The organism is Undibacterium sp. SXout7W (genome assembly GCF_049339385.1).
GTDB lineage: Bacteria > Pseudomonadota > Gammaproteobacteria > Burkholderiales > Burkholderiaceae_D > Undibacterium.
Map to the genome: position 1 here is coordinate 1 of NZ_JBMPPF010000047.1, position 2085 is coordinate 2085.

Annotated in this window: 1 protein-coding gene; it reads right to left on the reverse strand. The window is 41.0% G+C overall.

All coding sequences use genetic code 11. The features are described 5' to 3' along the window. Positions 1–480 precede the first annotated feature (480 nt). The coding region (locus ACO0LB_RS20390) for a hypothetical protein (protein ID WP_423052502.1) at positions 481–2085 on the reverse strand (1605 nt) is incomplete at its 5' end.

Genomic DNA, 2085 nt, shown 5'->3' on the forward strand with positions numbered 1-2085 from the left:
ATCGGGCAAAAAAGGCAATGATAATTCATATATGACAAAACAAATAGAAAATAATAAATAAATAAAGGATAAATACATATACAATTAACTACATGATGTTCATACATATATCACAAGACCAGTTTCCTCTTCTCCAACCCTTGACCTATCCCGAGAAAAAGTCGTCTCTTCTAAGAGATTCTCTTCCTTCTTACTTGGATTCCTTACGTTGGTCTGATCTTGGGCCAGAAAAGATGGCGTTTATGTTTGATGACGGTTGGTCTTTTCTGGCGGCAACTTTTAAGAAATTGTCCATAAACCCGGCTATGCCCGGAGCTGGACGTGTTTCTTCCAGTCTTTTGTCGTTGGGTGCAGACTTCGAAGCTATAATTTTTGTTTTTGCATCCATTTTTATCAAGGAGGAGAAAACCGCTCAACTAAAAGAAAAGGAGTTTGATATTATTTTGTCTTTACTGTTTCTAAGGGCTTTTTCTAAATCTACTAATACAGAGTTGAGCGGATTGTGGTTCTGCTGGAAATGGAACAACAACACCAATAAAAGAACAAAAAGCCAATCACGTAAGGGATCGAAAGTATAAGATAATCAATGGCATGTATATAAGTCGTCAATGAAGAGAAAAGAGAAGATGGAAGTAAAAACTTATTCAAGTTGGAACCCTCAGAGTTGTCAATTGAGTCCGTCAGGCTACTCCACCGAACCAGAGAAAGTTTGTAATTCGGGTTTTTAACAGCAGGTGTGGGCAAATGAAGCTTCGGCTCCCATGCATTTAGTCCATCTGGAAGGGGATTTATTGTTTTGACAAATTGTCCTGAGCACAAATCAACTGCTCCTAGTTTGAGTAAGGGCAAATAACACTCAGACAAATGAGGGGGACTCTTGATCGGATCTCTAGTGATGATCCCACTTCCACACTGTAGATAGCCTTGCATCGTGGCCCCTTTAATTGTGAAGTTAACTTTTACTCGTCCGTCTACAATGGAGTTTTCAGAAAAAGAAAGAGAATCTATTGGCCTTGCCAAATAATAGAGGACCCGCCCTTTCTCAAAGAAGGATCTGTACAGCCTATGGCCCAAGAAGAGGTTCATGTAAGGAATTTCGGATATGGGGAGGATGGAAAGAGCAAGCTCTGCAAATATAACTCTTCTCTGACATGAGTGGAGCTGAAGGTCTAATATCTCTCTGGAGGTCCTATTTGAGAGGTCGCCTAGTTGTCCCATAACCTCAGATATAGACCATGCTGATTTTTCAGCAAGTAAAAGAGACCTGAACTCTTCAGGAAAGTCAACGATAGATCTTGGGATCTCACGCCTTGGTCTTGTCTGATTGTTTTCTTGAATGCGAGGGAATTTCGGGAGATCTGGGTCATAAGGAAAGCTGAGACTAGAACTAACGTATGGGGATCGTTTAGATCGGTTCTCGAGATTTACCCCTCTCTTAAATTTTCCTAGCTTCTTAAGAGAACTAAACCAATTAGGGCAAAACTCCCCAAAGACAGGTTCACCTTGATGGTTCGCAAACGAGAATAGATGTCCTTCCAGGCTTAGGAAAATAGGGATGCCATGAATCCACTGGAGGACAGCCAGAGAGTCTGCTCGGACACCCCCCAATGATAGTTGGAACTCCTGATTTGATGATATAAACCTGGAGACCCTGGGGCATCTGTTAGCTTGGTTAGTGTCTTTTAATTCCAACAACCCCACCAATGTGGCTAACGGAGTTAGTGCCAAGCCAGGAGAAATTTTGTCTTTCCAGATCAGTAATTTGGAAGATTCCAAATCACACATGAGGGTTTTTGAGAAAAGACTGCAATTTCTATTCAATAGAGGTCTTAGTAATTCCCCGGATGGAGACCATGATCCGAATACTCTTGTGTATTTGAAAACTTTTAACTTCTTTGTCCCTGATAACGAAAGGTACGGGCAATCATATTCTTCCTGATCAAGTAATTCATAATTCGGTTGATTCACCTCTAAGGAATCCATCTCCGATCTCAGTTTCTCGATTAAAATCTCTACAGAATAAGAAGGCATTGCCGACAAGGGCACAGGGTGGAGCTCTTTTCTTGAATATTGATTGTGTAACAC